The sequence below is a fragment of the Leucobacter sp. USCH14 genome (assembly GCF_037619215.1).
GTDB lineage: Bacteria > Actinomycetota > Actinomycetes > Actinomycetales > Microbacteriaceae > Leucobacter.
Map to the genome: position 1 here is coordinate 16,356 of NZ_JAQPZP010000016.1, position 26,639 is coordinate 42,994.

Consider the following 26,639-nt stretch of genomic DNA (forward strand, 5'->3'; position numbering starts at 1 on the left):
TTCGCGTCAGGCGACGCCGTGCGACGCGGAGTTCGTCGCGGGTGCGCTCGCCGCCGCACCGACCGGAACCCCGACGGCCCTGACCGCATCGCGCTCCGGCGGCGCCGTGTACTCCGCACGCGCTGCGAGGCGAGTGAACCGCGCCGTCTCGACGGTGAGCCCGGGGCCGAAGCAGAGCCCGGCGACCTTCGCCTCGTCCGGAAGGGAGTCGTCGGCGAGAATGCGCTGCAGAATGAACAGGATCGTCGCGCTCGACATGTTGCCGAACTCTCGAAGCACGTCCCGCGAGACCTGCATCGAGCGCTCGTCGAGGTCGAGCCCGCTCTCCACTCGATCGAGCACGCTGCGCCCGCCCGGGTGCACGGCCCAGGCGTCGATCTCGGAAACCGCGCCGATGTCATCGCGCTCGAGCATCGGCGCGACCACCGCAGCGATCTCCCGCCCGATGATCCGCGGCACGTTCGCGGTGAGCCGCATCTCGAATCCGTGGTCGCCGATGGTCCAGTCCATGTCCTCTTCGCCCTCCGACGTCAGCGCGGTCGAGAACGCGCCCACCTCGAGTACGGGAGTCGAACGCCGTGCGGGCATCGGGTCCGACGCGACGACCGCCGCGGCCGATCCATCGCCGAATACTGCCGACGCGACGATCTGCTCGGGATCGTTCGAGGACCTGATGTGGAGGGAGCAGAGCTCGGTGCACACGACGAGGATCACGGAACCGGGCTGCGCCTCGCCGATCCGAGCCGCTGCGCGCAGCGCGGGGAACGCCGCCGCGCACCCCATGAAGCCGATGTTGGTCCGCTCCGCACCCGTCGGAATGCCGAGTTCGCGCACCAGCAGATAATCGGGACCCGGCGCGAAGAACCCGGTGCACGAGGCGGTGACCACGTGGGTCACCTCTGCCGCGCTCACCCCCGCGCGATCGAGGGCGTCGCGGGCGGCCGCAGCGGTGAGCGCCGGCGCTTCGCGTCGGTACACCAGATTGCGCTCTCCAGTGCTGGGGGAGAGCAGGAGTTCGCGATCCTCGGTGAAGAGGTCGGATGTCGGAGACGGTTCCGCGTTCGAATCGAGACCCCCGATCACCGAGTAGCGCGTCTCGATCGCCGACTGGTCGAAGGCTGCGGATATCAGGCGCGCGGTCAAACGGTTCACTCCGGGTTGTGCGGCGAAGAAGTCGCGGGTGCGCGTCTGCGTGAGACGAGCGGATGGAACTGCGGTACCGATAGCGAGAATCTGGGTGACCATGACGCAAACCTAGTGGCGCATGGCGCCGGGCACGCGGGGGTTGACACGTGGGCGCCGGATTCCGGGCCCCGCTCGCTGCGTGAGGCGTTGCGCGGCGACCGATTCTCCTCGAGGCCTGCGGGAAGCTGGGAAGTTACTGCATACCGGCTGTGAAGCGCAACCGCCTAGTGGGTTCGCTCCGAACACCCCACACTGAATACACCTGGTGACATGCGCTGTGCCGACATCGTCACCTCCAACGAATACAGAAGGAGAACGTCGTGAAGAATTCACCTAATCGCATTCTCGGAGTTGTCTTCGGCGCGGTCTACGTGTTGGTCGGGCTGCTCGGTTTCGCGGTCACCGGCGGAGTCGGCTTCGTCGCGACTGAGGGCGGCCTGCTCCTCGGCATCTTCGAGGTGAACCCGCTCCACAACATCGCCCACTTGCTGATCGGCGCAGCCCTCCTGCTCGCAGGCCTGGCGAACGTGCGCGCTGCGAAGGGCGTCAACGGCACGGTCGGCGCCGTCTACCTGCTTCTCGGCATCGTCGGCTTCTTCATCGCCGACACCGCTGCGAACATCCTGGCGCTGAACACCGCCGACCACATCCTCCACCTCGGCAGCGCACTGATTCTGCTCGTGGTCGCCATCGCGGCCGACAAGCACGTCGCTCCTGCGACGCGCCCCGCGGCCTGATATGAGCGCCCTCTGATGATGATCAGAGCATTGTGGCCGGCCCTGGCTTCGCTCGGGGCCGGCCTCGTGCTGTTCGCGACGGCCGCAGGCGCACCGACCCTGATCGGCATCCTCGTCGGCATCGCCGCCGCGGTCGAGCTCGCCTGGGCGTTCGCCGTGCTGCGCGCTGGTCGACTGGTCATGCCCCGCGCCGCCGTCTCGGGCGGCGCGATCGGTATTCTCGGGTCGGGCTTTCTCCTGCTCACCGGGCCGCTAGCGCTGATCCCGTTCCTCGCACTCTTCGTGTTCCACTGGTCGATCGCCATCGCGGCCGTGGTCGAGTTGCGCGCCAAGCACGCCGAGCGTCGGCCCGCGGAACATTCCGCGCCCGCCCCGCGTCGCCAGCGACGCGCAGGAGCGTTCACGATCGCTCTGGTGATCGAGGCGATGCTGGTCGCGGCGATCGCGACGCCCGCGCTCGCGGCGAGTGAGGCTGGGGAGTTCGCCGTGCCGCACGGCACGCTCCACTCGGGGCACTGACAGCTCCTGTTCTCGATGTCCGTACCACGGTGTCGGGCGAGACGCCGAACCCGTAGGGTGGAGAAGAGGAGCCTCGTGCGCCGCGAGGCCGGAAGGAGAGTCTGATGCTGCACACCATGGACGAACTCGCCAGCACCGGCGGTCAGAGTGCGCTGCCCTGGATCATCGGAGCGGTGATCGTCATCGTGCTCGCCGTCGCGCTGCTGATCTTCGCGGCGATGCGCAAGCGGCGTGCAGCCGCTGCGGCCGGAGCAGCGGGAGCCGGCGATCACAGCGCGTCCTCCGCGGGGGTCGATCCGACGAACCCCGGGGGACCGGCGAATCTGACGGCCCCGGCAGAGCCGACCGACCCGGCGAACCCGAGCCGCTAGTCCCATGCGCGCGACAGAAGCACTCGCCGAGCTTGCGCGACGGCCGCTCGACGCCGCCGAGGCGCTGCGGCCGAAGCTCGTTCCCGAATTGCTCGACGCGCACCCGCACCACGACAACTCGATCGCGTGGCTGCTCTGGCACACCGCTCGAGAGATCGACGTGCAGGTCGCGGACCTCTCGGGGAACGAGCCCGTGTGGACGGCGCTAGAGTTCGAGCAGAGATTCGACTTCGATCGCTCCGACACGAGCATCGGCTACGGCGACAGCGCCGCGGAGGCTCGGGCGATCGTCTGCGACGATGCCGATCTGCTGCTCGAGCATCTGCGCGCGACGGTCCACACGCAGATCGCATACCTGCGTACCCTCGATGACGCGGCGCTCGACGAAGTGATCGATGAATCGTGGGATCCACCCGTGACCCGCGGATCGCGACTCATCAGCGTCTCCGCAGACGCGCTGGAGCACGTGGGCCAGGCCGCTTATATCGCGGGGCTCGGAGCTGCTGCCTTCGAATGAAGGTCTGGATCGACGAGGGCGAAGGTCGCCGGCGTGTGCACGATGCCGTTGATCTGCAGTGAGACGGATGCCGTGCCCGGGTAGTACCGCCGCGTCGTGATCTGGCGGAAGGACTGAGCACCCGAGATCTCCGTCGTCTCGCCCGGAGCGAGCTCGCGACTGGCGAGCTTGAAGACCTTCACGCGCTCACGACCTCGGGCATCGGGAAACGTGAGCACGTAGTCGATCATGAGGCGCACCGGTTCGTCGCCGAGATTCGTCACTGCGCCGGAGAACGTCACACCGCGTCCCAGCGCCACTCGCTCGTCGGAAAGCGCGAGCGGCGACACCTCGAGCTCGGCCCGATCGAAGCCGAGCAGTGCCAGCGCACCGGGGTCGCCGCGCTTGAGCAGGGTGCGGAGCGCGTGGCGGGCGGTCCGTTCGATGTGATCTCCTCCGGTCTCGCGCCAGGCCGCGACGGTCTCGACGACGTACCCCGGGTGATGACGACTGTGATCGTTGACATGATTCGCGACTGAGCGGCGCACCGACTCCTCGGGATCATCGAAGAGCGCATCGAGGATCGCGCGAGTCTGCGAGGGGTCGGCGACCAGAGCCGGAATGCGCTCCGCCCAGGGCAGGAGCGGTCGACTGCCCTCGGAGGCGAGACGACGCACGTGCCAGTCGGGATCCTCGGCCCAGTGCTGCATCTGCGCAAGAGCCCGGGAACTGTCGTGACGGAGCAGCGGCCGGATGGCGAACTCGGACGTCATGCGCGGCGTCATCTCGCGCAGCATCGCGAGTGCATCGTCGAACGCGTCGGCGGTGCCCGCATCGAGCGCGCTCCGCACGATGGCGAGCCCGACCGGCCAGAGCATCCATCCGGAGAACTCCGGATCACCGAGCGCAGTGCGGGCGAGCGCGTTGATCCTCAGCGGATCGGTGCCGTGATCCTCCAGCACAGCCCGCGCCAGATGCCGTGCACGGTCGCTGAGACCGAGGTCGGCGAGCGACGTCGCTGCGGCCTGCAGCGCCCGGGTGCTCGCAGTCGGATCGGCCGAGAGTAGGATCCTCGCGAGCGCGTCCACGCGATCCTGCCCGAGGAGCTCATCGGTCATCGACATCGAGATGCTCCGCTCGTCGTGCTTCAGAAGTCGTGCTCCGCCTGAGTGTACGGTACGGCGCGCGAGCGAGGTAACCCGCTTGCCCGGGGCATGGCGAGCCGGTTAGCTTCGAAACGATGTCTCGAGTGGGGCGTTGGAAGGAGCAGTATGAGCGCGCAGACCCGGAAATCGCCGGAGACCGATGGACCGGCGAAGTCGGACGAAGCGGCGAGTCCCGGCGCCCCCGTCCTTCCCGCCTCGGAGCGCGGCGTCGTCGCCCGCGCGATCGCGTGGGCGCTGCGGCTTCGCCTGGTCCGCGCCTACCTGCGGTACAGCGAGCACCGCGGCCCCATGCTCGCCGACAGTCTCACGTACCGTGCTCTGTTCAGCGTCTTCGCGGGCATCCTGCTCGGGTTCTCAGTCGCGGCCCTGTGGCTCGGATCCAATCCCGAGGCGATGCGGACCCTGGCGCAGACGCTCGATCAGGTCATTCCGGGCATCGGCGACATCGTAGATCCGAGCTCGTTCGAAGCTCCGACGGGGTTCACCATCGTGGGCGCGATCTCGCTGCTTGGACTGGTGGGAGCGGCGATCAGCGCGATCGGCAGTCTCCGGATCGCGCTGCGCACCCTCGCCGACGAGGTGCACGACGACGTATTCATCCTCTGGGTGATTCTGCGCAACCTGCTCGTAGCGGTCGTCTTCGGCGGACTGCTCGCGGCAGCGGCGGTGGCGAGCGTGGTGGGGTCCGTCGGCATCTCCTCGCTGCTCGGCTGGCTCGGCATCGGCGAGGGGCCCGCCACGGAGTGGGCCACCCGCGTCTTCGGAATCATGGTCGTCTTCGTCATCGATACGGTCGCCATCGCGCTGGTGTTCCGGGTGCTCTCCGGCGTGCGCGCGCCGGCGCGCGCGCTGTGGAGCGGCGCTGTCGTGGGGGGCGTCGGTCTGGTCGTGCTGCAGGAGCTCTCCGGGCTCTTCGTGCGCGGTGCGACATCGAACCCGCTGCTCGCCTCGTTCGCGACGCTGATCGCTCTGCTGCTCTGGATCAATCTCTCATCGCAGGTGATCCTCATCGCGAGCAGCTTGATCATCACTGCGACCGCTGAGGCCCGCGACAGGCTCCGCGAGAAGTTCGGGGCGGAGACGCTCGTGCAGCACCGCAGGCTCCGCGCCGAGGAGCTCGTGCACACAGCGACGCGGGAACTGCGATCCGCGCAAGAGGCGGAGCAGGAGGAGCGCGCGAAGATCGCCGATGGCGCGGACGACGTCGAGCGCGACGCGCGCACCCCGTGACCGAGGAGTAAGCTGTGGGGCCGAGTGCAGTAGGGGAAAGGCGGGCGCACGTGACCGATCAGCGGCAGACATTCGAGGCGGTTCTTCGAGAGGCGGCCCGGGCCGGGCACGAGCGCACTCTCGAGGACCTGCAGCGGCTCGTCCGCATCCCGTCGGTCTCGTGGCCCGCCTTCGATCCGGCGCATGTGGCCGAGAGTGCCGAGGCGATCGCCGGTCTGCTCCGCGAGATCGGGGTGTTCGACGTCGTCGAGGTGCGTCGAGCCCCTGTCGAGGGCGGCAGCGAACTGGGGCACCCCGCTGTCGTCGCCCGTCGCGAAGCGCGGAATGGCCGGCCGACAGTGCTGCTCTACGCTCATCACGATGTGCAGCCGCCCGGAAACGATGAGGATTGGGAATCGCCGGCCTTCGAACCGACGCTGCGCAACGGTCGCCTGTACGGCCGCGGCGCCGCCGATGACAAAGCGGGGGTGATGGCCCACATCGGGGCGATTCGCGCGCTGGTGGCGGCGGCGGAGGCGGAGGGCCGTGAACTCGACCTCGGCATCGCGCTCTTCATCGAGGGCGAGGAGGAGTGGGCATCGCAGTCGTTCGGCAACTTCCTGCGCGAGAACCGCGAATTGCTGGCCGCTGATGCGATCATCGTCGCGGACTCGAGCAATTGGGATGAGGAGACGCCTGCGCTCACCGTCGCACTGCGCGGGGCGGTCGCGTTCAACGTTCGCATCCAGACGCTCGACCGGGCATCGCACTCGGGGATGTTCGGCGGAGCGGTGCCCGACGCGATGCTCGCGGCGGTGCGGCTGCTCGACACGCTCTGGGATGCGGACGGCTCGGTCGCCGTCGAAGGCCTCGGATCAACGGATCTCGAGGTGCCCGCGTACGACGAGGCACGACTCCGGAGTGAGACGGGGCTGCTCGACGGCGTCAGCGCCGTGGGTCGGGGTGAAATCCTCTCGCGCCTGTGGGCGCAGCCTTCGATCTCGATCACCGGCATCGATGCACCGGATGTCGCGAACGCATCGAATACGCTGATCCCCGCCGTGCGGGTGCGCCTGAGTGCTCGTATCGCGCCGGGTCACGATCCGCAGGAGGCCTATGCGGCACTGATCAGTCATTTGCAGGATCGCGCGCCGTTCGGCGCGCACCTCACGTTCGAGGAGCCCGGCCTCGGTCAGGCGTTCCAGGTCGACACCAGCGGGTGGGCGGTCTCCGAGGTGCGGGGAGCGATGGCGGACGCCTGGGAGCGCGACCCGGTCGACATCGGGGTGGGCGGATCGATTCCGTTCATCGCGGAGCTCGTGGACGAGTTCCCGGATGCCCAGATACTCGTCACCGGAGTCGAAGACCCGGACGGGCGGGCGCACAGCCCGAACGAATCGCTGCACCTGGAATCATTCCGCAAGTCGCTCTTGGGCGAGGCGCTGTTCCTGGCGCGACTCGACCGCCGCACGATGTAGCGTGCGCGGCGGCCGCCGCGGCGCTCAGTGCTTGTGCGCGGGCGGCGGCGCGGCATCGCCGCCGTCGCCGGCTGCAGCGTGAGCCGACGGGGGTGTCGCGGGGCCCTCCGGAGCGGTCGGCGACGTCCCCGGCGCCTGCTCGGCCTGCGCGCGGAGGAGATCCCGGATCTCGCCGAGCAGGTCGACGTCGCTCGGGCCCGTGGGCGCCTCGACGACCTTCGGCCGGAGCTTGTTCATCGGCAGCACGAAGACGAAGTAGACCACCGCTGCCACGATGATGAAGTTGATGATCGCTCCGATGACCGCGCCGAAGGCGATCTCACCGCCCCGCGGCAGCGCGACGATCAGCGCGCCATCCAGCGAATCGGCGTCGAACGCCTGCCCGACGATCGGGTTGATGAGCGAATCGACGATGCGCTGCACGACGGCGTTGAAGGCGGCACCGATGACGACGGCGACGGCCAGCTCGATGACGTTCCCCCGCAGGATGAACGCTTTGAATCCACTCAGCATGTGTTCCCCTCCTCATTCGCGACTGCGATTCCACGTTAGCGGGTCGTGCACATGACACGGGGCTCTGCGCGAAGATTGTCGCGCAGAGCCCCGTGATCAGCCGTGGATAGGCCGTGGATCAGATGCAGGCCATCGCGTCGTCACTCACTGCGTCGAAGTAGTCGCTGATCAGCGTGCTGCTGTCATCGACGCTCAGCGGATCCTGCGCGTACTCGTAGAAGCGCTGGTACACCGACTGGTTGGGGCTCTCGATATCGGCGAGCGATTTCAGGGAGTTGAGCACCTCGTCCGTCAGCTCGGTCGACATCCCGCTGTTCGAGAAGGAGGTCAGCGCATCGCAGAACTCCGCGGACCGCTCGCCCGTGCCGGTCGAGCCGTCGGCGGCGGCATCGGAGGATTCCTCGGCCGCGCCGGATGCAGCCCCCTCGGAGGAGAGTTCGGAGGGGCTCTCGCTCGGCGTCGGAGTCGGCGTGGCGGTCTCGAGCTCCTCGGTCATCTGCTCGAGTTCGTTGATCGCGCCGTTCCCGGCATTGATCACCGAACCCAGAATGAACAGCGAGAACACGAGCACGCCGATCGAGGCGAGGACAGCAACCCCGCCTGTGATCAGACCCGTGAGCGACATGCCCTTCGACTGGCGCTTCCGGAGCGCGAGGATGCCGAGGATGACCGCGGCGATGCCGCCCAGCAGACCCAGGATCCAGAACCAGAAGAAGACGAGGCTCGCGATGCCGACGACGAGCGCAGCAATGGCGAGGCCCTTCGGCTGCGCCGGCGGGTACCCGCCGGGCCCGTACCCCTGCTGCGGACCCTGCGGACCCTGCGGAGGAAGGGCCCCGTGCCCGGGAGCCGCGGGAGCACCAGGCGGCACGGGCGCGCCGGGAGACACGGGCGCGCTGGGCGGCACCGAGGCGTCGGGAGGCACGGGCGCGCCGGGCGGCACCGAGGCAGCCGGTTGCAGGGGCGTGGTCGCCGGAGGCGGAACCGCAGCGCCGGGCTGGAAATCCGAGGGGAGCTGAGAGGTGAGCTCCGGCTCGGACACTGACGGCGGCTGCAGCGGCGTGTGCTGCTGCTTCGGCTGCTCGCCGTTCGGGAGGTTCGGGTCGGACATGAGCGGTGCGGCTCCTTCAGCTGGTTCGGCTTCCCCGGGCGGTTCCGCGTCGCCGAACGACGAGCGCGAGCCCGTGGGTGCGACACGGGTCCCCGTCGCGCCTTCCCATCCTATGTGCGAACTGCGGACGGTGTCCGATTTCGTCGGATGTCACGCCCCGGCGGGCGTGTGCCGGGCGGATGGCTTAGCGTGGAACGCATGGAGTTCCTCGGCGCGACCCCGACAGTCGATCTCACGTATTCAGACGTCTTCCTGGTGCCCCGGCGCTCGGATGTGCAGAGCAGGCTCGACGTCGCCCTCGCACCCGAGGACGGGACACCGGCGACGATCCCGCTCGTCGCGGCGAACATGAATTCCGTGACCGGCCCGCGTCTGGCGGCCGTGCTCGCCCGGCGCGGGGGACTGGCGGTGCTGCCCCAGGATCTGTCGCTCGAATCGACGGCCGAGGCGATCCGCCGTGTGAAGCATGAACCGGTCGCCGTCGACGCGCCCATCGTGCTTCCGCCCGATGCGAGCGCCGCGGATGCGCTCCGATGGATTCCGCGAGCGGAGGGCCAGCTGGTCGTCGTCGCCGAGGTCGACGCGGTCGAGTCGACCGGCGGCGCGGTGCCGATCGCTTCGGTGCGCGGTACGCTCGGCGCGCTGCGCCTGGCGTCGGTGCCCGCGGATGCGCGACTCGGGGACCTGCTCCACGCGCAGACCGTGGTGCTCGATGAGGCGGACCTCGGCGATGCCCGGTCCGCCTTCGACGCGGTCGACGCCGCGCTCGGCGCGAATCCGGGCGGCTCCTCCGAAGCGGTGTGCGTGGTGCGGGAGGGCATGCTGCTCGGCACGCTCTCGCGTCGCTCGGCTCTGCGCGCGTCGATTTACGGGCCCGCTCTCGATCCGCAGGGGCGCCTCGCCGTAGCGGCGGCGGTGGGCATCAACGGCGACGTGGCGTCGAAGGCGCGCGCGCTCGCCGAGGCCGGCGCCGATGTGCTCGTCGTCGATACGGCCCATGGGCACCAGGGCGGCATGCTGCGGGCGCTCGACGCGGTATCGCGCCTCGACCTCGGGCTCCCCATCGTCGCGGGCAATATCGTCACCGCAGAAGGGGCCCGCGATCTCGTTTCGGCAGGCGCTTCCATTCTGAAGGTGGGCGTCGGGCCCGGCGCCATGTGCACGACGCGCATGATGACGGCCGTGGGGCGCCCGCAGTTCTCCGCAGTGCTCGAGGCGGCGCAGGCGGCGCGCGAGCAGGGCGCCCACGTGTGGGCCGACGGAGGCGTGCGGTATCCGCGCGACGTCGCGCTCGCGCTCGCGGCGGGCGCCGCTTCGGTGATGATCGGATCCTGGTTCGCTGGTACCGCGGAATCGCCCGGGGACCTGCTGGCGGACGCCGATGGTCGGCAGTACAAGGAATCCTGGGGCATGGCCTCCACGAAGGCGGTGCACGGCAGGTTCGGCGGGCTCGATGCGTTCGAACTCGCTCGGAAGGAGCTCTTCGCCGAGGGCATCTCATCGTCGAAGATCTATCTCGACCCGCAGCGACCGGGAGTCGAAGACCTCGTCGACATGATCACCTCGGGGGTGCGGTCCTCGTTCACCTATGCGGGGGCGAGCAGCGTGCCCGAGTTCCAGGAACGTGCACGCGTCGGGCTGCAATCGGCCGCCGGGTACGAGGAGGGCAAGGCGCTGCCGGTCTCCTGGTGACGACCCAGTCCCCATAGACTGGTGCATCTACGACCGTAAGGAGCATCGGTGAAGTACATCTCGACCCGCGGCGGCATGGAGCCGGCACCCTACAGCGCGATCCTGCTCGAAGGGCTCGCGACCGATGGCGGACTCGTGGTTCCCGAGACGCTGCCGAGGGTGACCGCCGACGAGATCGAATCGTGGCGCTCGCTGAGCTACCCGGAGCTGGCCGCGGAGGTGCTCAGCCGATTCGCGACCGATATCCCGCGCGAGGATCTCGACCGCATGTGCCGCGACGCGTACAGCTCGGAGCTCTTCGTCGCGCGCGAGATCGTTCCGCTCACGGCGATCGACGAGGAGATCACGCTCGTCGGTCTCTCGGAGGGCCCGACGCTCGCGTTCAAGGACATGGCGATGCAGTTCCTCGGTCAGGCACTGGAGTACGTGCTCGCCCGAAGCGACCGAGCGCTCAACATTCTCGGCGCGACATCCGGAGACACCGGCTCGGCGGCCGAGTACGCGCTGCGAGGCAAGGAGGGCATCGCGGTCTTCATGCTCTCCCCCCAGGGGCGCATGAGCGCCTTCCAGCGCGCTCAGATGTACTCGCTCGAGGACGAGAACATTCACAACATCGCAGTCGCGGGCGTCTTCGACGACTGCCAGAATCTCGTGAAGTCGCTCTCGAGCGATCTCGAGTTCAAGCGCGCACACCACCTCGGCACCGTGAACTCCATCAACCTGGGCCGTATCACCGCTCAGATCGTCTACTACTTCTGGGCGTGGCTGCGCGCGAGTGACGGTGTCGCCGCTGACGCCCGCGCCGGGTACGAGGTGTCGGTGACGGTGCCCTCGGGCAACTTCGGCAACATCCTCTCCGGCCATCTCGCGAAGACGATGGGCCTGCCGTTGCGCAAGCTGGTGCTGGCCGCCAACGAGAACAACGTGCTCGACCACTTCTTCCGCACCGGTGTCTACACGCCGCGCAGCGCCGCGGAGACCCACGCGACCTCGAGCCCCTCGATGGACATCTCCAAGGCCTCGAACCTCGAACGGTTCGTCTACGATCTCGTCGGGCAGGATCCCAGCCGGCTCGCCGCCGCATGGCGCGAGCTCGACGAGACGGGAAGCATCGATCTCTCGACCGAACTGGCGCGATTCGAGGCGGAGTACGGTCTGCGCAGCGGTTCGAGCACGCACGCGGATCGCGTGGAGACGATCCGCTCGGTGCACGCCCGCAGCGGCGTCCTGATCGACCCGCACACCGCGGACGGCGTGAAGGTCGCCCGCGAGTACGTCGAGCCCGGCGTGCCCATGCTCGTGCTGGAGACGGCGAAGCCCGAGAAGTTCCCCGACATCGTCTTCGAGGCGACCGGCGAGCGACTCGGCATTCCCGAACAGCTCGCCGGGCTGCTCGAGCGCGCGCAGCGCGTCACGGAGATGGCGGACGACGCCGGCGAGTTGCGCTCGTTCATCGCGGCCCACGCGGTGCACCGGTAGCCGAGCGCGGCTCGACCGAATCTGATCGAACATCGAATCTGAACGAACGAAGGGGAGTGCGAATGTTCGGATGGGGCGCCAAGCGCGAGATCGATGAGCGCCTCACGCGCATGGAGCTCGGCATCGATCGGCGAACGACGGGGCCGAGAACGGTGCGCTCCGCCTGGAGCGACGGCTTCGGCCTGCTGGCGACGCGATCGCTGCAGGTCATCATCGTGCTGATCCTGACGGCCGGGATCATCTGGGGCATGCGCTCTCTGACGACGGTGGTGATCCCGATCCTGCTCGCGCTGATATTCGCGAGCACGTTCTGGCCAGTCACGAGCTGGCTCCGCAGACGGAACGTGCCCGCGGCGCTCTCGGCGGTGATCGTGCTGCTCGGCATCGTCGTCCTGCTGTCGGGGATCGGCTGGCTGATCGTCTGGGCCGTGCGCGATCAATGGGACGACCTGTCGTCGCAGGCGCAGGACGGATTCGCTCAGGTGGTCGAGTGGTCGCGCACTCTGCCCTTCATGCCCGACGACTCGCAGCTGCACGAATGGGGCGATCAGGCCCTCGACTTCATCACGAGCGCGCAGTTCGGCTCGGGCGCCCTCGCCGGCGTCGGTGCGCTGACGAGCTTCATCACGGGGTTCGTGCTCATGGTCGTCGTGCTGTTCTTCTTCCTGAAGGACGGTCCGACGCTCTGGCGCTTCCTGCTGCGTCCGTTCCAGGGCGAGGCGCTGCGTCGTGCGGAGCGCGCCGGAGCGAAGACCGTCGCGACGCTCGGCTCGTACGTGCGCGGAACGGCGGGCGTCGCCGCGGTGGACGCGGTCGGCATCGGCATCGGACTCGTCATCCTGCAGGTGCCGCTCGCCCTGCCGCTCGCGGTGCTGGTGTTCGTGCTCGCCTTCATCCCGATCGTCGGAGCGACGGTGGCGGGAATCCTCGCGGCCCTCGTGGCGCTCGTCTCGAACGGACTCGTCAACGCGCTGATCGTCGTCGGAGTGGTGATCCTCGTCAACCAGCTCGAGGGCAACTTCTTGCAGCCGGTGCTGATGGGGCGCGCGCTGAAGCTGCACTCCCTCGTGATTCTGCTCGCACTGACCATCGGAACCGTGCTGAGCGGCATCCTCGGAGCGGTGCTCGCGGTGCCGCTCGCCGCGGTCGCGTGGGGCATCATCAAGGTCTGGGACGGCGCGGATACCCCCGCGAAGTGGGCCCGCCCGCACCGCACCGCCGACTTCTGACGCGCGCGCCCGGGTGGTACTCGCCGAGGCCGTTGCGTCGCAGAGACGTGCGGAATCACGCGGGACACACCCGGGCGACGCGGGCCGATTTGGCTCGCGGTGCGGAGATGTGTTTATATATATGAGTTGCCAGCGCGGCCGGGAAGCCCCGGGAAGCAGGTAGCAGCGTTCGGCCCCATCGTATAGCGGCCTAGTACGCCGCCCTCTCACGGCGGTAACGCGGGTTCGAATCCCGCTGGGGTCACCGAATGCAGAAGCCTCACCTTCGGGTGGGGCTTCTTGCGTTTCCACGGGAACACCCGTGCGCCGCTGCGCCGAGCGACGTCCGACCGCGGCAGTATGCTGGAAGGGTTGTCCAGCACACGAAGGAGCGTCCCGTGACCCGTACCATCAAGCTCGCCGTCATCCCGGGCGACGGGATCGGACCCGAGGTCATCGAGCAGGCGAATCGGGTGCTCGATGCGGTGCTCGATGGCGGAGACGCAGCGCTCGAACGCACCGAGTTCTCCCTCGGCGCAGAACGCTTCCTCGCGACGGGGGAGACGCTTCCCGAGGCGGAGCAGGCGGCGATCGCCGAGCACGATGCGATCCTCTTCGGAGCCGTCGGCGGCGTGCCGGGGGACCCGCGGCTGGCGCATGCGAACATCGAGCGCGGTCTCCTGCTCAAGCTCCGCTTCGACTTCGAGCACTACGCCAACGTGCGACCGTGCACGCTCTTCCCGGGCGTCGCCTCGACACTCGCCGAGCCCGGCGACGTCGATTTCGTGGTGGTGCGCGAGGGCACGGAGGGCCCGTACGCGGGCAACGGGGGGCGACTGCGCCCCGGAACGCACGCGGAGGTCGCCACAGAGGTCTCGGTGAACACGGCGTTCGGCGTGGAGCGCATCGTGCGGTACGCATTCGAGACGGCACTCGCGCGGCCGCGCAAGAAGCTCACCTGGGTGCACAAGACGAATGTGCTCGTGCATGCCGGGGCGACGTGGCAGCGCATCGTGCAGGCGGTCGCCGCGGAGTACCCCGAGGTCGAAGTGGACTACATGCACGTCGACGCCGCGACCATCTTCATGGTCCAGGATCCGTCGCGCTTCGACGTCCTGGTGACTGATAATCTGTTCGGAGATATCCTCACGGACCTGGCCGGCGCTATCGGCGGCGGCATCGGGCTCGCGGCCTCCGGCAACATCAATCCCGACGGCACGTACCCGAGTATGTTCGAGCCCGTCCACGGCTCAGCTCCCGACATCGCCGGGAAGCAGCTGGCAGACCCGACCGCGGCGATCCTCTCCGCGGGTCTCATGCTCGATCACCTGGGGCTCGTCTCCGACGGCGACCGGATTCGCGCCGCCGTGCGAGCCGACCTCGCCTCCCGGGGCGCCGCGGCGCGCGCCACCCGGGAGATCGGCGACGCCGTGATCGCCCGGCTGACGCCGCGCGGAGCCTGACCGCGCACTCCACCACGCGAGAGAGAATGTTGATGACCGACTTGCAGTTCACCCACACGGAGGCCGAGCGCCTCTCCGACGCCGAGCGCGACGCGATCCTTCACGATCCAGGCTTCGGCAATCACTTCACGGACCACATGATCTCGATCGTCTGGACGAAGGACGCCGGGTGGCATGACGCCGAGGTGCTGCCGTACGGGCCGATCCCGATGGACCCCGCGTCCTCCGTGCTGCACTACGGGCAGGAGATCTTCGAAGGGCTGAAGGCGTACCGCCGGCCCGATGGATCGATCGTCACGTTCCGCCCCGATGCGAACGCGCGCCGCCTCAACGACTCGGCGCGCCGCCTCGCGCTGCCCGAGATTCCCGAGGAGCTGTTCGTCGCGGCCATCGACGAGCTCGTCACCGCCGACGCGGACTGGGTGCCGCGCGGGGAGGATCAGAGCCTCTACCTCCGTCCGTTCCTGATCGCGGACGAGAGCTTCCTGGGGGTGCGCGCCGCGGAGCGGGCGCGGTTCCTCATCATCGCGAGCCCGGCCGGCCCCTACTTCACCGGTGGGGTGAAGCCCGTATCGATCTGGCTCTCCGACGAGCACTCTCGCGCCGGCCGCGGCGGCACGGGTGCGGCGAAGTGCGGCGGCAACTACGCGGCTTCGCTGCTGCCGCAGCAGGTGGCCGCCGAGAACGGATGCCAGCAGGTGCTCTTCACGGATTCAGCGACGCAGGACACGATCGACGAGCTCGGCGGCATGAACCTCTTCCTGGTGCGTTCAGACGGAACGCTCGTCACGCCCCGGCTGAACGGCAACATTCTCGACGGCATCACGCGGCGCAGTCTGATCCAGTTGGCGCGGGATCGCGGCCATGCCGTCGAGGAGCGCGAGGTGACCGTCTCGGAGTGGCGGGAGGGCGTCGAGCAGGGGACGATCACCGAGGCCTTCGCCTGCGGTACGGCCGCAGTGATCACGCCGATCCAGCGGCTCGCAGGCGTTGCGCTCGACATCGATTTCGGAGACCGTGCCCCGGGGCCGCTGACCATGTCGCTGCGCGATGAGCTCACCGGCATCCAGTTCGGTGCGGGCGAGGATCGCCACGGCTGGTTGCACGTGGTCGTGCCGGCTTCCGCGGAGGTGGCTCGATGAAGGTCGCACGCTTCCAGATCGACGGCGAGATCGCCTTCGGCGTGCTCGATCAGTCGGAGACGGGCGCGGATGTCGAACTCGTGGAACTCACCGGCGATCCGATGATCGCCGGGTACGCGACGACCGGCCGCCGCTTCGCGTTCACGGACGTACAGCTGCTCGCTCCGGTGATCCCGCGATCGAAGATCGTCTGCGTCGGCAAGAACTACGCCGACCACGTCGCCGAGATGCAGAACGTGACCGGAATCGACGGCGGTGCTCCCGGGGAGCCGCTGCTGTTCCTGAAGCCGAACACCTCGATCATCGGCCCCGGAGACGCGATCGTGCGGCCGGCGGTCTCCGATCGGGTCGAGCACGAGGGAGAGCTCGCCGTGGTCATCGGTGCGCTGGCGAAGAACGTACCCGAGGACGAGGCGCTGAAGTATGTGTTCGGGTTCACGTGCGCCAATGACGTCACCGCGCGCGACGTCCAGATCAAGGACGGGCAGTGGGCTCGCGGCAAGGGCTTCGACACCTTCTGCCCGCTCGGACCGGTGATCGAGACGGATCCCGATCTGCGCGACGCCCGCGTCGTCACGCGGGTGAACGGAGAGGTGCGGCAGGAGGGCAGCACCGCTCAGCTCATCCACTCCCTCGCTCGCATCGTCTCGTACGCTTCGGAGGCGTTCACGCTGCTCCCCGGAGACGTCATCCTCACGGGCACCCCCGCGGGCGTGGGGCGGCTCGAAGCGGGCGACACCGTCGAAGTGGAGATCGAGGGCATCGGCATTCTGCGCAACCGGGTCGTGTGAGTTCTCGCCGCGGGCTGTGACACACTGGAGTTCCCCGACGAAGGAGCAGGTGCTGATATGGCCCGATCCCTCCCCGCGCCACCGCGATTCGGCATCGAGGAGGAGTATCTCCTGCTCGACGCAGTGACCGGGTTGCCCTGCGACCGCGTCGATGACATCATCGCCGCGATTCCGGGTCAGCTCGCGGAGCACGAATTCTTCCACAGCCAGTTGGAGACGGCGACGCCCGTCTGCGAGGGAGCGACCGAGGCGTTGGAAGCGCTCAGCGGGTTCCGCTCGGCCGCTGCGCGGGCGGCGGACGGCCTCGGTGTCGTGGTCGCGGGCACCGGCTTGCCGCCGCTCGGGGGCGACATCGCGGGAACCCGCGTCGCGAATCCGCGGTACACGGAGATCCAGCAGACGATGCGCGGCATGGTGACGCGGTACTACTCGACCGGGACCCACGTGCACATCGAGATCCCGTCCCGCGAGGCGGGCGTCGATGCGATGGCCAGAATCGCGCCGTGGTCGCCCGCGCTCGTCGCGCTGACGGCGAACTCGCCGCTCTGGATGGGGGAGGACACCGGGTACGCCGACTGGCGGTACATGTCCATGCAGCAGTGGGCGACGGCGGGGTACCCGCCCCGGTTCGAGAGCGTCGCGGAATACGACGGCGTCATCGCAGACCTGGTGCGATCGGGTGCGCTGCTCGACGGCGGGCTCGTGAACTGGTCGATCCGTCTCTCCGAGAAGTACCCGACGATCGAGGCGCGCCTCGCGGATGCGCAACTCGACCCGCGCGACGCGGTGGCGTACGGCACGCTCTTCCGCGGGCTCGTCGCCCGGGCTCTGCGAGATGCCGAGGCCGGCACCCCGGCGCCGGTGTGGCAGCGCGACGTCGTCCGCGGCGCTCACTGGGTGGCGGCGCGCAACGGTCTCGGTTCCGTGCTGGTCGACCCGGCCTCGGGCGACCCTCGCCCCGCGTTCGAGACGATCGAGCGACTCGTGGAGCACGTGGCAGACGAACTCGAGCACGCGGGCGACCTCGACGACGTCCGCGCCCTGGTGGAGCGTCGCCGCTCCGACGGCGGAGCCGCCGAGGTGCAGCGGGAGCGCTGGCGCACGGGTGGCATCACGGGGCTCCTCGAGCTCTACCGTGCCGGGCACGAGGGGCGGTAGCGCGCTGCGTATGACGCTCGGAGGGAGCCCGCCCGGCGACCTGCGACAATGGAGGGGTGGATCCCAACAAGCTCAACCATGACCGCGCTCCTCAGAGCACGCCGCTGCGCAAGACCCGGCCCCGCTCGGCCGACGCCGCGGCTCGCCCGCAGGTGCGCCCGAAGGCTGAGGGCTGGAAGCAGATCGCCGATCCCGATGGGCGCCCCACCCTGCAATTCGCGTCTCCCCGGGTGAAGCAGCCATCGACACACCTCGCAGACCTGACGCTCGCCGAGCGCGAGGCCAAGGTCGTCGAGCTGGGGCTGCCGAAGTTCCGCGCGAAGCAGCTCTCCAAGCACTACTTCGAGCACCGTACAACGGATCCCGAGCAGATGACGGATCTCCCGAAGGATCGCCGCGAGGAGCTCGCGGCCGCGTTCTTCCCTCCACTGCTCACGGAAGTGAAGCGCCTCGTCACGGACGACGGGGACACGATCAAGTTCCTGTGGCGGCTGTTCGACGGCGCCCTGGTCGAGTCGGTGCTCATGCGATACCCCGGCCGGATCACGCTGTGCGTATCGAGCCAGTGCGGATGCGGGATGAACTGCCCGTTCTGCGCGACGGGGCAGGCGGGGCTGACGCGGAACATGTCGACTGCCGAGATCCTCGACCAGATCGTTCAGGCCAATCGTGTCATCGCAGAGGGCGGACTCGGCGGCGCTCGCAAGGTGGGCAACGGTGCGGAGCCGGAGCGCGTGAACAACATCGTCTTCATGGGGATGGGGGAGCCGCTCGCGAACTACAAGCGCGTGATGAACGCGGTGCACCGCATGATCGAGCCGTCGCCGGAGGGCCTCGGCATGTCGGCTCGCGGCATCACGGTCTCCACCGTCGGGCTCGCACCCGCGATCCGCAAACTCGCCGACGAGAACATCCCGATCACCTTCGCGCTGTCGCTGCACGCCCCCGACGATCAGCTGCGGGACGAGCTGATCCCCGTGAACAGCCGGTGGAAGGTCGACGAGGTGCTCGACGCGGCGTACCACTACTATGAGACCACGGGGCGTCGCGTCTCGATCGAGTACGCGCTTATCAAGGATATGAACGACCACGCGTGGCGCGCGGACCTGCTCGCCGACAAGCTCAACGCCCGCGGGCGCGGCTGGGTGCACGTCAATCCGATTCCTCTGAATCCGACGCCCGGTTCGATCTGGACGTCGTCGACGCGAGAGGTGACGCGCGAGTTCGTGGATCGCATCAACGCCGCGGGCATCCCGACGACCCTGCGCGATACGCGCGGCAAGGAGATCGACGGCGCGTGCGGCCAGCTCGTCGCCACCGAGCAGGACGTGGCGGAGGCGGAGGCGTTCGCCTCAGCCGGCTGAGCGCCCGAGGGCGTCCCGGAGCCGCGTCACGTCGTCGCGCGTGTTCCACAGGTGGAACGCGACCCTCGCGTTCCCCGCTCGACCCGACGCGACGATGCCGGCGCGCGACATCGCCGCGAGATCGGCGCCGTCTCGATCCGGCCACGTGACGATGGCCGAGTCGCCCGGCTCGAGCCCGAGCTCCGAGCGCGCGGCGTTCGCCAGCTCGAGCGCGTGCGCGTGGGCGAGCCGCGGATCGATGCGGGAGACGATCTCGAGTGCGGCCACCGTTCCGGGGATCACCGGCCACGCCGGAGAGAGGTCGAATCGCCCCGCGCCCGCTGCGAGCGGAGTGCGCCCCGCGTAGCAGGAGTCCCAAGGGTCGTCGGCGGAGTACCACCCGGCGGCGAGCGGAGTCAGCCGCTCCTGGACTCCTGCGCGCACGGTCATGAAGGCGGAACCGCGCGGCGCGCTCAGCCACTTGTACGCGTGGCAGATCGTGATGTCGAAGTCACCGGCATCGACGGGGAGCCACCCGACGGCCTGCGTCAGGTCCACGCACGTGATCGCTCCGACGGCTCGCGCCGCGGCGCCGATCGCACGGGCGTCCGACACCGCGCCCGATGCCGACTGCACGTGCGACCACGCGACGAGCGACGTCCGGGAGTCGATGGCCGAGGCGAGCTCGTCGAGCTCCGCGTATCGCACGCGGACGCCGCGGCGTCCGAGCTGCTCGAACGGGTGGGTGAGCGAGGCGAAGTCGCCCGCGACGCACAGCACCTCCCCGCCGTCGGGCACCGCGGTCGCGACGACCGAGGCGAATTGCGACGCCTGGCTGCCCACGGCGACGCGATCGGGTGCGACCCCGACGAGGTCGCCGAACAGGGCACGGCAGCGCTCGACCTGCGCGCTGATGCGGCGCGGATCCAAGGCTCCCATCGCCCACTGGTCGGCGAACGACCGGAGCGCCTCGACGGTCGCGGCCGCAGGCAGTCCAGCGGTGCACGCCGAGAGGTACCCGGGTGCCGACGGGTACTGACGCTGGATCTCGGGGAGGGTCATCTGCTCGTGCATGGAGCCAGGGTAGAAGACGCAGAAGTATAATGAAACAGAATCATTCTTATGCTTTGCCTCCCGATAGCTTATGAGCCGGTGTACACTGGCCGCATGAGCACGACGCGCACCGCTGATCCACTCGGCTCGATCGATTCGACCGAACTCCGCATCCTGCATGCGCTCGCCACCACCGGCTCGCTGACGGCGGCGGCCGCGACGCTGGGCTTGAGCCAGCCGGCAGTGAGCCAGCGCATCAAGCGAGTCGAGACCCGTCTCGCCGTGCCGCTCATCGAACGCAGCGGACGAGGGATCCGGCTCACGACGGCAGGGCAGATCCTGGCGGATCACGGGCGCACCGTGGTCAGCGAGATCGATGCAGCGCTCGCGGCGATCGACGACCTGCGCGGCGAACGCGCCGGAACACTGCGACTGGTCGGCTTCCCGAGCGCGAGCGCGACTCTCGTGCCGATGCTCATGCGGCGGCTGGCGGTGGAGGCACCGGACGTCGCACTCCAGTACCGTGAGGCCGAACCGCCCGCCGCCACGGCGATGCTGCGCGACGGAGAGGTCGACTGCGCGCTCATCTTCGACTACGTGGGCGCCGCCGAGCTCCCCGCGGGGAGCGCGTTCCTGCCGCTCTGGCGCGAGGAGGTGCACCTCGTGGCATCCGACGAGCGCGCGGCGGGGGAGCAGTCCGCGCGACTCGGGGACTTCTCGACGGAGCACTGGATCGCCGGGTGCGAGAAGTGCCGGGGGCATCTGCTGGCCGCAGCCGGCGACGCGGGCTTCGAACCCGACATCATTCAGGAGACGGACAACGTCCCGGCGATGCTCGCGATGGCAGCGGCCGGCGGCGCGGTCGCGCTCGTTCCCGGGCTCGCTCTCGCGGCCGCGCGGAGCTTGCCCGACGATGCGCGTGCGCTTCCGCTCGACCCGCCCCGCTACCGCACCATCGGGCTGGTCTCGATGGCCACGGCGAACGAGAGCCCGCAGGTGCGGCTCGCGAAGCGGCTGCTCGCTTCGGTCGACGGCACGGCCTGGCATCTCGAAGCCGTGGCCCAGACGGCGTAGGAGACGCGATGACGCATTCGAAGGTCTCGTCCACTGAACGCTCGATGCGCACGTCTGCACCCGACGCGCAGCGGCGCACCGTCGCCGTGCTGGCGCTCTCCACGGTGCTGGGAGGGCTGGGAGTCGGCGCGTCACTGTCGGCCGGGGCGCTGCTCATCGCGGACGTGACGGGCAACGCGGCGCTGTCGGGATTCGGCTCGACCATGAACGCGGTCGGCGCAGCCGTCGCCGGTATTCCGCTCGCGCGTCTCGCCGCGAAGCGGGGCAGGCGAGTGGCGCTCGCTTCGGGCAACCTGCTGGCGGTGGGCGGAGCGGTGCTGGTGATCGCGGCGGCGCTCATCGAGGCTCCGATCCTGCTCTTCCCCGGGCTCGCCGTGCTGGGCGTCGCCGCCGCCGTGCAACTGCAGGCGCGATTCGCTGCGACGGATCTGGCGGCGCCCGGTCGTCGCGCACGCGACCTCTCGCTCGTAGTCTGGTCGATCACCGTCGGAGCGGTGATCGGGCCGAACCTGATCGGCCCGGGCGAGGCACTCGGCGCGGCGCTGGGTCTGCACGCGCTCTCAGGGATCTTCGTCTTCACGATCGCCGCCCAGCTCTGCGCGGGGCTGGTGGTCTGGTTCGGTCTGCGCCCCGACCCGCTGCTCGAAGCGCGCAGCATCGCGGCCGCCGCTGCCGCACTGCCCGCAGCGGCGCGAGAGGGTGCCGAGCAGCGCATCCCGGAGCGCAGTCCCGCGTTCTCCGCTCGCCGATCGGCTCGCGCGCCGCAGTTCCTCGCGATCGCGCTGGTCGCGCTCGGCCACGCGGTGATGGTGGGGATCATGGCGATGACGCCGCTGCACCTCACGCATCACGGCGGCAGCATCGAACTCGTGGGCATCACGATCAGCATCCACATCGCCGGAATGTACGCACTGTCGCCGCTCGCCGGCATCGCGGCGGGCCGCTTCGGCGCGATCCCCGTCGTCATCTCGGGGTTCGTCGTGCTCGCCGCTGCTGCGGCCGGTACCGCGCTCGGAGGTGCCTCCGTGGTCGTCGTGCAGGCCTCGCTGGTGTTGCTCGGGCTCGGCTGGTGCATGGTGACCGTCGCCGGTGCGGCACTGGTCACCGCGTTGACGCCCGAGGCCGAACGTCCGGCGCGGCAGGGCCAGGCCGACACCGCGATGAACGCCGCGGGAGCCGTCTTCGGCGCAGTCTCCGGAGTGCTCTTCGCGACCGGAGGATTCCCCGTGCTCTCCAGCGTGGCGGGGGCGCTCGTGATCCTCGGGATCGCTGCGAGCGTTCGACTCCGCGTGCTCGCGCGCCGCTAGAATGACGATGATGTCACACACCGAGAGCCCCCAGTTTTCCACCGCGACCGGCGCAGACGTACGCGTTCGCTTCTGCCCGTCGCCGACCGGCACACCGCACGTCGGGATGGTGCGCACCGCGCTGTTCAACTGGGCCTACGCCCGGCACACGGGCGGCACGTTCGTCTTCCGCATCGAGGACACGGATGCGGCGCGCGATAGCGAGGAGAGCTACGGGCAGATCATCGATTCGCTCCGCTGGCTCGGGCTCGACTGGGACGAGGGCATCGACGTCGGCGGCCCGCACGGCCCCTATCGCCAGTCGGAGCGCGGCGAGATCTACCAGCGCGTGATCGCGCAGCTCGTCGAGGGCGGATACCTCTACGAGAGCTTCTCGACCGCGGAGGAGATCGACGCCCGCAACGTCGCAGCGGGTCGTCCGAAGCAGCTCGGGTACGACAACTTCGATCGCTATCTCACCGATGAGCAGCGCGCCGCGTTCCGCGCCGAGGGCCGAGAGCCGGCGCTGCGATTCCGCGTGCCCGACACCGACCTGTCGTTCACCGACCTCGTACGCGGCGACATCACGTTTCCCGCCGGCTCGACGATCGACTTCGTCGTCGTCCGGCCGAACGGCGCACCGCTGTACACTCTCGTGAATCCGGTGGACGATGCGCTCATGGGGATCACGCACGTGCTGCGCGGAGAAGATCTCCTGTCATCGACTCCGCGGCAGATCGCGCTCTATCACGCGCTCGTGGAGCTCGGCATCGCTCAGGCGATTCCGCAGTTCGGGCACCTTCCGTACGTGCTCGGCGAGGGCAACAAGAAGCTGTCGAAGCGGGACCCCGAGTCGAACCTGCTGCACCACCGATCGCGCGGTTTCATTCCCGAGGGCCTGCTGAACTACCTGTCGCTGCTCGGGTGGTCGCTCGCTCCGGATCGCGATGTGTTCTCCAGCGACGAGATGATCGCGGCATTCGACGTGACCGATGTGAATCCGAACCCCGCTCGCTTCGACCAGAAGAAGGCCGACGCGATCAACGCCGATCAGATCCGCCTGCTGTCGGAGGAGGACTTCGGGAGGCGGATCCTGCCCTACCTCATCGCGGGCGGCGCGCTGCAGATCGAGCCCACCGAGGAGCAGCTCGCGACGATCGCGAAGGCGGTACCGCTGGTGCAGAGCCGCGTCACCGTGCTCTCGGAAGTCGTCGGAATGCTCGGCTTCCTGTTCACGACCGCGGAGCAGCTCCAGTACGAGGAGGACGCGCTCTCGTCGCTGAAGGACGATGCGCCGCAGGTGCTCGCCGCCGGAATCTCTGCACTCGAAGCCCTGCCGGAGGACGCGTGGCAGACCGCCCCCATCCAGGAGGCCTTGCAGGCGGCGCTCATCGATGGGCTCGGCATCAAGCCGCGCCTCGCGTTCGGCCCGTTGCGCGTCGCCGCATCCGGCCGCCGCGTATCACCGCCGCTGTTCGAGTCGTTCGAGTTGCTCGGACGCGATGAGTCGCTCGCGCGCCTGCGGCGCCTGGAACAGCACCTCGTCGACTGAATCCAAGGGGGCGGAAGCACATGACCCGCAGCGAGGCACCGATCGGCGTCGCGATCATCGGCGGTGGGCCCGCTGGGCTGTCCGCCGGCCTCCAGCTCGTCCGTGCCAACAGGCGCATCGCGATCCTCGACAGTAATCGCCCTCGGCACTCCGCCACACTGCAGTCGCACGGGTTCCTCACGCGCGACGGCGTGCCTCCGCTCGAGCTGCGGCGCCTGGGGCGTGAGGAGTTCGAGCGGTACCCCTCCGCCATCTACGCGCAGTCGATCACGCGCGAGGTGATCCCGCTCAGCCCCGATGCCGCGCGCGAGGCCGGCTTCCCGGACGGCATCGGCTTCGCGGTGCGGGGGGCCGGGATCCGCGGCTCAGCCGACGTGGAGTTCACGGCGCGGCGCGTGCTGATCGCGGCGGGCCTGACGGAAGAGCTCCCCGCACTCCCCATGATCCGGGCCTACTATGGCACGGCGCTGCACAGCTGCGTGGAATGCGACGGCTTCGAGAAGACCGACAAACCGCTCGCCCTGATCGGCGAGACGAGCGACGTCTTCTCGCGCGCGCTGCTCATCAGCAGGTTCAGCTCCGATCTCGTCGTATTCACCAACGGAGCGGACACGGTGCGCCCGGAGCAGCAGGCGCAGCTCGAACGCATCGGGATCCGCGTCGAACGGCGACGGATCGACGACATCGTGGGGGAGCGCGCCGAGATGACCGGGGTGCGCCTCGTCGACGGCGAGGTCATTCCTCGGGTCGGCGGGTTCGTGCGCCCCCGGTGGCACGCCCCCGTCGAATTCCTCGGAGACCTGCCCGTCGCCCGCGACGGGTGGGGGCTCCTCGAAGTGGATGACCGTGGCGAGACCTCGATTCGAGGGGTGTACGGCGTGGGCGACATCGTGCCGCCCGGCCCGCAGCAGCTCGTGATCGCCGCAGGCAACGGCGCCCGCGTCGCCGCGAAGCTGAACCTCGACATGATCCGCGGCGCGCTCGGCGTCGGGCTCGTCGACGAGTAGCCCGCGCTACCCCCGATCGGCCGTCGGGGCGGTCGCGCGCTGCGCCGCCTCGCGCGCGAAATCCGCGCCGTACTGGCGTCCGAGCACCTCTTCGCGCAGCTCCGCGAAGGTGCCGTCGACGATGCTCGCACGGATGCGGTCGACCAGGCGCACGATGTACCGCTCGTTGTGGATGGTCGCGAGCGTCGAGGCGAGCATCTCCTTCGCCTTGAACAGGTGGTGGAGGTAGGCCGCCGTGTAGTTCTGGCAGGTGAAGCAGTCGCACTCGGCATCGAGCGGTTCGAAGCGACGGCGCTGCGCGGCGGCCTTCGCGTTGATGCGTCCGGTCGGGGAGTACATGGATCCGCCTCGTGCCTGGCGCGACGGGGCGACGCAGTCGAACGTGTCCGCGCCGGCCGCGATTGCGGCGAAGAGATCATCGGGTTCCGAGATGCCGAGCAGGTGCCGCGGCTTCTGCTCCGGGAGCTCGTCGGTGACCCAGCTGACGATCGTGCCGAGATCGCGCTTCTCGAGAGCGCCGCCGATCCCGAACCCGTCGAACTCCTGCTCGGCGGCATCCGCACCGCGCAGTTGGGCGAGCCCGCTCGCCGCTCGCCGGCGCAGATCCTCGTACTGCGCTCCCTGCACCACCCCGAACAGCGCCTGATACGGGCGGTGCGCTCGCGTTGCGGTCTGGCGGGCGTGCTCATCGAGGCAGCGCACTGCCCAGCGCTCGGTGCGCTCGACCGAATCCTCCTGATACTCGCGAGTGTTGAGCAGCGTCGTGCACTCATCGAAGGCGAACATGATGTCGGCTCCGAGCTCGTGCTGAATGCGCATCGAGATCTCGGGCGTGAACCGGTGGATGTCGCCGTTCAGGAAGGACTTGAACGTCACGCCGTCCTCATCGACGTGCGCGAGGCGCTCCTTGTTCTTCGCGATGACCTCCGAGCCGGCGTGCTCCGACTCCGCCATGGAGATCACCTTCTTGAAACCGACGCCCAACGACATCACCTGGAACCCGCCCGAATCGGTGAAGGTCGGGCCGTCCCAGTTCATGAACCTGCCGAGGCCACCCGCTTCGTCGACGAGGTCGCTTCCCGGCTGCAGGAACAGATGGTAGGCGTTCGCGAGCACTGCCTGCCCGCCGAGTTCGCTGACGGTCGCCGGGAGCAGGGACTTCACCGTCGCCTTGGTGCCGACCGGGATGAATGCAGGGGTCTGGATGTCGCCGTGCGGAGTGGTGATCGTTCCCGTCCGCCCGAGAGGCGACCCGTCAGAACCGACCGTGCCCCCGGCTGAAAGGCGATGGTCCACTCCGAACGTGAAGTCGGAGGGGGAGGGGGGATGGGACGGCGCGACGGGTTCATTCACCCGTCTATCTAAGCACCTGCGGCGGCGCGCCCGGGAAGCGGGCGCCGAGGCTGTTTCTGCGGGTTCTGCTCGCGCTCGGAGCAGGCCTGGCGTGAGGTGTCGGTCTGGTGTCGTGGGGGTGAATCGGCGGATTCCTGCGGCAACACGCCCGGGATACGAGCGCGTGTTGCCCGGGGGCCGGGATAGCCGTAATGTATTCCCTTGTCAGCGCGACGCAGCCGGACTGAAACGGTCCGGCTCATTTACATGCGCT

24 protein-coding genes and 1 tRNA gene are annotated in these 26,639 nt (G+C 69.1%); 19 read left to right on the forward strand and 6 right to left on the reverse strand.

The features are described from left to right. Window positions 1–6 precede the first annotated feature (6 nt). Window positions 7–1,245, reverse strand: a complete 1,239-nt coding sequence (locus PQI23_RS12905; protein WP_339975181.1) for a type III polyketide synthase — start codon at window positions 1,243–1,245, stop codon at window positions 7–9. Between the two features lie 260 nt (window positions 1,246–1,505). On the opposite strand from PQI23_RS12905, the gene PQI23_RS12910 reads away from it, so the two are divergent. The 4 genes from PQI23_RS12910 to PQI23_RS12925 all read left to right on the forward strand — a co-directional run bounded on the left by PQI23_RS12910 (window position 1,506) and on the right by PQI23_RS12925 (window position 3,329). Beyond that, window positions 1,506–1,922, forward strand: coding sequence for a DUF4383 domain-containing protein (locus PQI23_RS12910; protein WP_339975183.1), 417 nt, complete (start codon window positions 1,506–1,508; stop codon window positions 1,920–1,922). 15 nt (window positions 1,923–1,937) lie between these two features. Then, window positions 1,938–2,441: a hypothetical protein gene (locus PQI23_RS12915; RefSeq protein WP_339975184.1), complete on the forward strand. Its 504-nt coding sequence runs from the start codon at window positions 1,938–1,940 to the stop codon at window positions 2,439–2,441. 104 nt (window positions 2,442–2,545) lie between these two features. Further along, complete coding sequence (locus tag PQI23_RS12920) at window positions 2,546–2,812, forward strand: hypothetical protein (RefSeq protein WP_339975186.1); 267 nt, start codon at window positions 2,546–2,548, stop codon at window positions 2,810–2,812. Window positions 2,813–2,816: 4 nt separating this feature from the next. Next, a complete protein-coding gene (locus PQI23_RS12925) occupies window positions 2,817–3,329 on the forward strand; it encodes a mycothiol transferase (RefSeq protein WP_339975188.1) in 513 nt (170 codons plus the stop codon). On the opposite strand, the gene PQI23_RS12930 is transcribed toward PQI23_RS12925, so the two are convergent. Continuing rightward, entirely contained in the window at window positions 3,293–4,432 is a 1,140-nt protein-coding gene (locus PQI23_RS12930; RefSeq protein ID WP_339975190.1) for a DNA alkylation repair protein, read from the reverse strand. The genes PQI23_RS12925 and PQI23_RS12930 overlap by 37 nt on opposite strands. Before the next feature lie 147 nt (window positions 4,433–4,579). On the opposite strand from PQI23_RS12930, the gene PQI23_RS12935 reads away from it, so the two are divergent. Together PQI23_RS12935 and PQI23_RS12940 are read left to right on the forward strand one after the other, a co-directional pair. After that, complete coding sequence (locus tag PQI23_RS12935) at window positions 4,580–5,704, forward strand: YihY/virulence factor BrkB family protein (RefSeq protein WP_339975192.1); 1,125 nt, start codon at window positions 4,580–4,582, stop codon at window positions 5,702–5,704. A gap of 50 nt (window positions 5,705–5,754) precedes the next feature. Further along, window positions 5,755–7,161, forward strand: coding sequence for a dipeptidase (locus PQI23_RS12940; protein ID WP_339975194.1), 1,407 nt, complete (start codon window positions 5,755–5,757; stop codon window positions 7,159–7,161). Between the two features lie 24 nt (window positions 7,162–7,185). On the opposite strand, the gene mscL is transcribed toward PQI23_RS12940, so the two are convergent. Together mscL and PQI23_RS12950 are read right to left on the reverse strand one after the other, a co-directional pair. Beyond that, a complete protein-coding gene (gene mscL / locus PQI23_RS12945; protein ID WP_339975196.1) occupies window positions 7,186–7,674 on the reverse strand; it encodes a large conductance mechanosensitive channel protein MscL in 489 nt (162 codons plus the stop codon). Between the two features lie 118 nt (window positions 7,675–7,792). Beyond that, window positions 7,793–8,785 carry a DUF4190 domain-containing protein gene (locus PQI23_RS12950; RefSeq protein ID WP_339975198.1) on the reverse strand — a complete coding sequence of 331 codons (993 nt, stop codon included), beginning with the start codon at window positions 8,783–8,785 and terminating at the stop codon, window positions 7,793–7,795. A 198-nt stretch (window positions 8,786–8,983) separates the two neighbouring features. Here PQI23_RS12950 and PQI23_RS12955 point away from each other — a divergent pair, with 198 nt between their 5' ends. The 9 genes from PQI23_RS12955 (at window position 8,984) to rlmN (ending at window position 19,082) form a co-directional block, all read left to right on the forward strand. Continuing rightward, window positions 8,984–10,477, forward strand: a complete 1,494-nt coding sequence (locus PQI23_RS12955; protein WP_339975200.1) for a GuaB1 family IMP dehydrogenase-related protein — start codon at window positions 8,984–8,986, stop codon at window positions 10,475–10,477. A 48-nt stretch (window positions 10,478–10,525) separates the two neighbouring features. Next, entirely contained in the window at window positions 10,526–11,956 is a 1,431-nt protein-coding gene (gene thrC, locus PQI23_RS12960; RefSeq protein ID WP_339975201.1) for a threonine synthase, read from the forward strand. Between the two features lie 110 nt (window positions 11,957–12,066). After that, entirely contained in the window at window positions 12,067–13,185 is a 1,119-nt protein-coding gene (locus tag PQI23_RS12965) for an AI-2E family transporter (RefSeq protein WP_445238437.1), read from the forward strand. A gap of 171 nt (window positions 13,186–13,356) precedes the next feature. Next, a tRNA-Glu gene (locus PQI23_RS12970) sits at window positions 13,357–13,429 on the forward strand. A gap of 133 nt (window positions 13,430–13,562) precedes the next feature. Then, window positions 13,563–14,627, forward strand: a complete 1,065-nt coding sequence (locus tag PQI23_RS12975) for a 3-isopropylmalate dehydrogenase (protein WP_339975205.1) — start codon at window positions 13,563–13,565, stop codon at window positions 14,625–14,627. 32 nt (window positions 14,628–14,659) lie between these two features. Then, on the forward strand, window positions 14,660–15,769 hold the full coding sequence (locus PQI23_RS12980) for a branched-chain amino acid aminotransferase (RefSeq protein WP_339975207.1): 1,110 nt from the start codon (window positions 14,660–14,662) through the stop codon (window positions 15,767–15,769). After that, a complete protein-coding gene (locus PQI23_RS12985; RefSeq protein WP_339975209.1) occupies window positions 15,766–16,560 on the forward strand; it encodes a fumarylacetoacetate hydrolase family protein in 795 nt (264 codons plus the stop codon). Before PQI23_RS12980 ends, PQI23_RS12985 begins: the two co-directional genes overlap by 4 nt. A gap of 57 nt (window positions 16,561–16,617) precedes the next feature. Beyond that, window positions 16,618–17,718 (forward strand): carboxylate-amine ligase, encoded by a 1,101-nt coding sequence (locus PQI23_RS12990; protein WP_339975211.1) that lies wholly within the window; start codon window positions 16,618–16,620, stop codon window positions 17,716–17,718. Between the two features lie 56 nt (window positions 17,719–17,774). Next, window positions 17,775–19,082 carry a 23S rRNA (adenine(2503)-C(2))-methyltransferase RlmN gene (rlmN, locus tag PQI23_RS12995; RefSeq protein ID WP_445238436.1) on the forward strand — a complete coding sequence of 436 codons (1,308 nt, stop codon included), beginning with the start codon at window positions 17,775–17,777 and terminating at the stop codon, window positions 19,080–19,082. On the opposite strand, the gene PQI23_RS13000 is transcribed toward rlmN, so the two are convergent. Then, window positions 19,071–20,135, reverse strand: a complete 1,065-nt coding sequence (locus tag PQI23_RS13000; RefSeq protein ID WP_339975213.1) for an aminotransferase class V-fold PLP-dependent enzyme — start codon at window positions 20,133–20,135, stop codon at window positions 19,071–19,073. The genes rlmN and PQI23_RS13000 overlap by 12 nt on opposite strands. Window positions 20,136–20,228: 93 nt before the next feature. On the opposite strand from PQI23_RS13000, the gene PQI23_RS13005 reads away from it, so the two are divergent. The 4 genes from PQI23_RS13005 to PQI23_RS13020 are packed head-to-tail and all read left to right on the forward strand — an operon-like array spanning window position 20,229 to window position 25,033. Further along, on the forward strand, window positions 20,229–21,188 hold the full coding sequence (locus PQI23_RS13005) for a LysR family transcriptional regulator (RefSeq protein WP_339975215.1): 960 nt from the start codon (window positions 20,229–20,231) through the stop codon (window positions 21,186–21,188). A gap of 8 nt (window positions 21,189–21,196) precedes the next feature. Next, on the forward strand, window positions 21,197–22,495 hold the full coding sequence (locus tag PQI23_RS13010; RefSeq protein WP_339975217.1) for an MFS transporter: 1,299 nt from the start codon (window positions 21,197–21,199) through the stop codon (window positions 22,493–22,495). Between the two features lie 10 nt (window positions 22,496–22,505). Further along, window positions 22,506–24,026, forward strand: coding sequence for a glutamate--tRNA ligase (gene gltX, locus PQI23_RS13015; RefSeq protein ID WP_339975219.1), 1,521 nt, complete (start codon window positions 22,506–22,508; stop codon window positions 24,024–24,026). A 20-nt stretch (window positions 24,027–24,046) separates the two neighbouring features. Beyond that, window positions 24,047–25,033, forward strand: a complete 987-nt coding sequence (locus tag PQI23_RS13020; RefSeq protein ID WP_339975221.1) for an NAD(P)/FAD-dependent oxidoreductase — start codon at window positions 24,047–24,049, stop codon at window positions 25,031–25,033. Window positions 25,034–25,039: 6 nt separating this feature from the next. On the opposite strand, the gene tgt is transcribed toward PQI23_RS13020, so the two are convergent. After that, on the reverse strand, window positions 25,040–26,386 hold the full coding sequence (tgt, locus tag PQI23_RS13025; protein WP_339975223.1) for a tRNA guanosine(34) transglycosylase Tgt: 1,347 nt from the start codon (window positions 26,384–26,386) through the stop codon (window positions 25,040–25,042). Between the last annotated feature and the right edge of the window lie 253 nt (window positions 26,387–26,639).

Coding starts and splice junctions, on each gene's coding strand:
- mscL (WP_339975196.1), bottom strand. CDS start 7,674: ATGCTGAGTGGATTCAAAGCGTTCATCCTGCGGGGGAACGTCATCGAG.
- PQI23_RS12905 (WP_339975181.1), bottom strand. CDS start 1,245: ATGGTCACCCAGATTCTCGCTATCGGTACCGCAGTTCCATCCGCTCGT.
- PQI23_RS13000 (WP_339975213.1), bottom strand. CDS start 20,135: ATGCACGAGCAGATGACCCTCCCCGAGATCCAGCGTCAGTACCCGTCG.
- PQI23_RS13005 (WP_339975215.1), top strand. CDS start 20,229: ATGAGCACGACGCGCACCGCTGATCCACTCGGCTCGATCGATTCGACC.
- gltX (WP_339975219.1), top strand. CDS start 22,506: ATGTCACACACCGAGAGCCCCCAGTTTTCCACCGCGACCGGCGCAGAC.
- PQI23_RS12930 (WP_339975190.1), bottom strand. CDS start 4,432: ATGTCGATGACCGATGAGCTCCTCGGGCAGGATCGCGTGGACGCGCTC.
- PQI23_RS13010 (WP_339975217.1), top strand. CDS start 21,197: ATGACGCATTCGAAGGTCTCGTCCACTGAACGCTCGATGCGCACGTCT.
- PQI23_RS12935 (WP_339975192.1), top strand. CDS start 4,580: ATGAGCGCGCAGACCCGGAAATCGCCGGAGACCGATGGACCGGCGAAG.
- PQI23_RS12915 (WP_339975184.1), top strand. CDS start 1,938: ATGATGATCAGAGCATTGTGGCCGGCCCTGGCTTCGCTCGGGGCCGGC.
- PQI23_RS12985 (WP_339975209.1), top strand. CDS start 15,766: ATGAAGGTCGCACGCTTCCAGATCGACGGCGAGATCGCCTTCGGCGTG.
- PQI23_RS12965 (WP_445238437.1), top strand. CDS start 12,067: ATGGAGCTCGGCATCGATCGGCGAACGACGGGGCCGAGAACGGTGCGC.
- PQI23_RS12990 (WP_339975211.1), top strand. CDS start 16,618: ATGGCCCGATCCCTCCCCGCGCCACCGCGATTCGGCATCGAGGAGGAG.
- PQI23_RS13020 (WP_339975221.1), top strand. CDS start 24,047: ATGACCCGCAGCGAGGCACCGATCGGCGTCGCGATCATCGGCGGTGGG.
- PQI23_RS12980 (WP_339975207.1), top strand. CDS start 14,660: ATGACCGACTTGCAGTTCACCCACACGGAGGCCGAGCGCCTCTCCGAC.
- PQI23_RS12955 (WP_339975200.1), top strand. CDS start 8,984: ATGGAGTTCCTCGGCGCGACCCCGACAGTCGATCTCACGTATTCAGAC.
- PQI23_RS12950 (WP_339975198.1), bottom strand. CDS start 8,785: ATGTCCGACCCGAACCTCCCGAACGGCGAGCAGCCGAAGCAGCAGCAC.
- PQI23_RS12920 (WP_339975186.1), top strand. CDS start 2,546: ATGCTGCACACCATGGACGAACTCGCCAGCACCGGCGGTCAGAGTGCG.
- PQI23_RS12925 (WP_339975188.1), top strand. CDS start 2,817: ATGCGCGCGACAGAAGCACTCGCCGAGCTTGCGCGACGGCCGCTCGAC.